Annotated in this window: 4 protein-coding genes; 2 read left to right on the top strand and 2 right to left on the bottom strand. The window is 58.5% G+C overall.

What is annotated here, in order from left to right:
* On the bottom strand, window positions 1-836 hold an 836-nt coding region (dsdA, locus tag HMPREF1147_RS08210; RefSeq protein ID WP_009658464.1), incomplete at its 3' end, for a D-serine ammonia-lyase.
* Window positions 837-1,012: 176 nt separating this feature from the next.
* Here dsdA and HMPREF1147_RS08205 point away from each other — a divergent pair.
* Entirely contained in the window at window positions 1,013-2,056 is a 1,044-nt protein-coding gene (locus tag HMPREF1147_RS08205) for a CatB-related O-acetyltransferase (protein ID WP_009658467.1), read from the top strand.
* A gap of 100 nt (window positions 2,057-2,156) precedes the next feature.
* On the opposite strand, the gene HMPREF1147_RS08200 is transcribed toward HMPREF1147_RS08205, so the two are convergent.
* Complete coding sequence (locus HMPREF1147_RS08200; RefSeq protein ID WP_009658465.1) at window positions 2,157-2,786, bottom strand: NAD(P)-dependent oxidoreductase; 630 nt, start codon at window positions 2,784-2,786, stop codon at window positions 2,157-2,159.
* Window positions 2,787-2,987: 201 nt separating this feature from the next.
* Here HMPREF1147_RS08200 and HMPREF1147_RS08195 point away from each other — a divergent pair, with 201 nt between their 5' ends.
* Window positions 2,988-4,424: a sodium:alanine symporter family protein gene (locus HMPREF1147_RS08195; RefSeq protein ID WP_009658463.1), complete on the top strand. Its 1,437-nt coding sequence runs from the start codon at window positions 2,988-2,990 to the stop codon at window positions 4,422-4,424.
* Window positions 4,425-4,673: the final 249 nt, after the last annotated feature.

Raw genomic sequence — 4,673 nt, 5'->3', positions numbered from 1 at the left:
CCGCCGATGCCCGCGGGGATGTAGACGATGAGCGGATGATCGGCATCGACGGGGATATTCATTTCCTCGAGCTGTTTCTGCAGACGTGCCCCTGCGACTGTATATCCCATGAAGAGGTCGCGCGATCGCTCGTCGTCCACGAAATAGCTCATGGAATCGGCTTCCGATGTGCGGCGTCCCTCGAGCACAGCGCGGGCGAAGTCGTCGTCGTACTCGATGACCTCGACGCCCTTCGCGCGCAGGAGGTCTTTCTTCCACTGCTTCGCATCGGCGGACATGTGCACACGGACACGGAAGCCGAGGGCGGCGCTCACGATGCCGATCGAGAGCGCGAGGTTGCCCGTCGAGCCGACCTGCACCATGTATTTTGAAAAGAACTCCTTCATCTCGGCGAATTTGCCGTAGTCGTCGTCCGGGGTGATCAGTCCTGCATCAATCGCGAGCGTTTCTGCATGCTTGAGCACCTCGTAAATGCCGCCGCGCGCCTTGATCGATCCCGCGACGGCGAGGTGGCTGTCCATCTTGAGGTAAAGTTTGCCGGGGATCTTGGCGCCGTATGTCTCCGCAAGTTTCTTCTGCAAATGCGGCAGGAGGCGCAGCGGCGACTCGATGATGCCGTTCGTTTCCGCCGTCTCGGGGAACGCGCGGCGAAAGAACGCGGCGAATCGCTTGAGCCGGGCGGCGGCGTCCGCGATGTCCGCGTCCGAGACGACAAGCTCCGAGACGCCCTTCGTCACGTCGTACGGGACGAGACGCGGATTGATCCAGACGGCTTCCTCCTGCCGCGCAATGGGGCGGATCGACGGGGCGCGCGCGAGATATTCTTCACAGTTCATCACATGTACCTCCAAGATCTATATTCCGCTGCGGACGGCGGTAAAATATACCGTTCTGATACGGCGATTATAGCATATTTTTCACGCGCGGGCGAATGAATCTCTGCGCAATATGGCGGGGACATTTGATTTATGATATGATGCGGATATCAGAAACTATAAGGAAGGCGATGCACATGGATTTGACGTTAATGGATTTCGCACCCAACGAGTGCAAAATCCTTTCCCCCAACTCGAAAACACCGCTGGTTACGTTCGGTGCAATGTCGTATCTCGTGGGCGGAACGCTTGACGCCGCGAGCATGGACTGCCACATCCTCATCGGGCGCTATACGGCGCTTGCGCATCGCCTGAAATTTTCCATTGCGGGCAACCACGATTATCGATGCCTGACGATGTTCCCGGAGCATATGCTCACGGGCGATGATGCAGCGGAACTTACGAATATCAATCCCGGCTCCGCGGCGGTTAATCGCAATCAGTTGATCATCGGCAGCGACGTATGGGTCGGCTCGGACGCGCTGCTCCTCGGCGGCGTGCGCATCGGGAGCGGCGCTGTCGTCGGAGCGGGGGCGGTTGTGACGAAGGACGTCCCGCCCTATGCAATCGTCGGCGGTAATCCGGCGCGCATCATAAAATACCGGTTCGACACGGAAACAATCGCGCGTCTCCTGCGCATCCGGTGGTGGCATTGGCCGCACGAAAAGGTAAAGGAATACATTCCTCTCTTCAATCACGATATGAAGGGGTTCCTCGATCGCTTTGATCCGGGCGTACAGCAAAAAACACCGCCCGACGAGACCGTCGCGGGGATGCTTGCCAAAGGGAAAGAGGGGATTCTGCGCTATTATTTTATCCCGGATTTCGATGCGCCCGAGCAGCACGCCGTTTGGCCGCGTCTCATCGGAACGTATCTCGCCGCATATACCACGTCGGATCCCGTCCTCCTCATGATTGCCGTGCCGGAGGGGGACGGGCATCCCCAATTTTTTGCGGCGGTGCAGGCGCGTCTTGATGAGCTCGGCGATGCGGCGCCGCATCTTTATATGCATACGACCGGGGGCGGATCGCAGTTCTCCTCCGCCGTGCTGGAGGCCGCAGACATCTATATCACGACGCGCGAGGGCAGCTGCTCCGCTGCCGTCGATGCGGCGGCAAATGCCGGGCTTGTCGTGCGCTACGGACTCGATCCGCGTGAACTGCTCTTCCCGCAGGTGTAGATACCGCGAGGGCATCAGATTGCATTATAAAATTGATACGCTGCAAAGGAAAAGGGCTGCCGCACAAGCTTGTGCAGCAGCCCTAGAACTTTTCTATATATTACGCCTGAACAAGGGAGACGCGAATCTGCGAGAGATCGTTTTTCTCGATGAGATCCGCCATGCCGACGGCGTAGTCCGCGTAGCTGATGACGCTCTCGCCCGCGCTGCTCAGCGTCAGCTCCTCGCCGCCCAGTTTATATTTCCCCGTACGCGCGCCGTCCTCTGCGAAGTCCGCCGCGGGGCTGACGAAGACCCAGTGCGCGTCCTTGCGGGAACGCAGCGCCGCGAGTTCCTCGGTCTGCGCCTTTGCGAGCGGATAAAACTCTGCCGGGAAGTCGGGCGTATCGAGGAGCTGCGTCTTGTGCGCCGCATCGACATAGAGTGAGCCCGCTCCGCCGACGATGTAGAGCCGCGTATTCGTCCCCGCGACGCGATCGGCGAGATGCTGACTCGTCTTTGTGTGCAGCGGCAAAACGTCGGGCTCGTACGCGCCAAATTCGTCCACCACGGCGTCAAATCCCGAGAGATCTTCCTTCGTCAGCGCCAAAATATCCTTCTGCACAAAGTTCTTCACCGCGCTCCGGTTCGCGCTGCGCGCAAATCCCGTGACCTCATGCCCGCGCGAGAGCAGCTCTTTGATGATCAGCTGCGATGCCTTGCCGTTCGATGCAACAACTGCAATTTTCATATGATGTACCCCCATCTCAAAACGTATATGATTTTTGAAATCATCTTGATTACAAAATGGAGTATAGCACACACGATATAGAACGTCAATAGATACAATAAAAACAATTTCCATGTGCACAAAAGAATACAGAAATGCAATTTGACAAAATACGCCCCTTTCTATTAAGATAAATGCTATTGTATGAGAAAGGGTGACTCGATGGACATGCTGAATGCCGCCGTGGATGCGGTCAACAACTTTCTATGGACGTATATCATCATCGTTGTGCTCGTAGGATCGGGGCTGTGGTTCACACTCTCGACGGGCGTGGTGCAGCTGCGCGCGCTGCCGGAGATGGTGCGCCTGCTCGCGGGCGATCTGGGGCGCCGACCGAGCGGACGCAAGGCGATCTCATCGTTTCAGGCGTTTTGCGTCAGCACCGCCTCGCGCGTCGGCGTCGGCAACATCGCGGGCGTAGCGATCGCGATCGTGACGGGCGGACCCGGCGCTGTCTTTTGGATGTGGGTCATCGCCTTCATTGGGACGGCGACGGGATTCGTCGAGAGCACACTCGCGCAGATTTATAAAATCCCACGCGGGCATGGGCTCTTTCACGGGGGGCCGGCATATTACATTCAAAATGCGCTCGGACAGCCGGCTGTTGCAAAGCTCTTTGCCGTACTCATCTCCGTGACGTTCGGTCTCATCTATGTTTCCGTGCAGGCGAATACGATCGCGCTCTCGATGGAGAAGGCGTTCGGTATCGACACATGGGTCATGGGCGGCATTCTTGCGGCGCTCTCAGCAGCGTTCATCTTCGGCGGGATTCACCGCATCGCGAGCTTTACGACGCTGCTTGTGCCGTTTATGGCGGGGCTTTACCTCCTCATCGCACTCGTGATCGTCGTCATGCATATTGATGCCGTGCCGGGCATGTTCGCGCTCATCCTGCACGACGCGTTCAGCCCGCAGGCGGCGGTCGGCGGCGGCATCGGCACGGTCATCCTGACGGGCATCCGCCGCGGACTCTTCTCCAACGAGGCGGGCGAGGGCTCGATCCCGAACGCGGCGGCGACGGCGAACGTCACGCATCCCGTCAAGCAGGGGCTCGTGCAGGCATTCGGCGTCTATGTGGACACATGGCTCGTATGCTCGGCGACCGCATTCATCGTCCTGCTCACAGGGCAGTACCGCATCGGCGACGACAGCGTGACGGGCATCGCGCTCGCGCAGGACTCGCTCGCCAGCGTCTTTGGCGGCGGCGCATCGGCGCTGCTCGCCGTGCTCATCTTCCTCTTTGCATTTAGTTCCGTCGTGGGCAATTATTACTACGGCGAAATCAACATCCATTTCTTTGGGAAAAACACGAAAACGGCGCTCTTCTTCTATCGGCTCGCCGTTGTCGCAATGGTGTTCTTCGGCTGCATCGCGGCGCTCGGGCTCGTGTGGAACCTCGCCGACCTCTTCATGGCGATGATCTGCCTGACGAATCTCTATGCCGTCCTGCGGCTTGCCCCCTATGCATACGCCGCTCTTCGGGACTATCGCGCGCAAAAAGCTGGCGGGAAAAATCCCGTCTTCGACCCCGCCGTCCTCCCCGATCGCCGCGGCATCGAGGCGTGGAGCGGCGAAGAGTTCCACGCGGAGAAACACTGAAAAACTTTCAATACAAAACGACCATGACGCACATGCGGTGTCATGGTCGTTTTTATATTATCTTTCGAAACGGTTTTTACGCATCAATTTTCTTTTTGAGCAGGGCGAGGAGAAGTGCGCCCACAACGGAGCCGACGGCGATGCTGAGGAGGTACATCAGCGGGTTGCCGATGGTCGGCACGACGAAGATGCCGCCGTGCGGGGCGCGCAGTGTGCAGTCAAAGACCATGGTGAGCGCACCCGCCAGTG

Source organism: Selenomonas sp. FOBRC9 (assembly GCF_000287655.1).
Lineage (GTDB): Bacteria > Bacillota > Negativicutes > Selenomonadales > Selenomonadaceae > Centipeda > Centipeda artemidis.
This window is presented reverse-complemented; position numbering and strand designations above follow the sequence as displayed.

What these genes read in the sequence shown, in the direction of transcription:
- HMPREF1147_RS08205 (WP_009658467.1), top strand. Translation starts at nt 1,013, where the DNA reads ATGGATTTGACGTTAATGGATTTCGCACCCAACGAGTGCAAAATCCTT.
- HMPREF1147_RS08200 (WP_009658465.1), bottom strand. Translation starts at nt 2,786, where the DNA reads ATGAAAATTGCAGTTGTTGCATCGAACGGCAAGGCATCGCAGCTGATC.
- HMPREF1147_RS08195 (WP_009658463.1), top strand. Translation starts at nt 2,988, where the DNA reads ATGGACATGCTGAATGCCGCCGTGGATGCGGTCAACAACTTTCTATGG.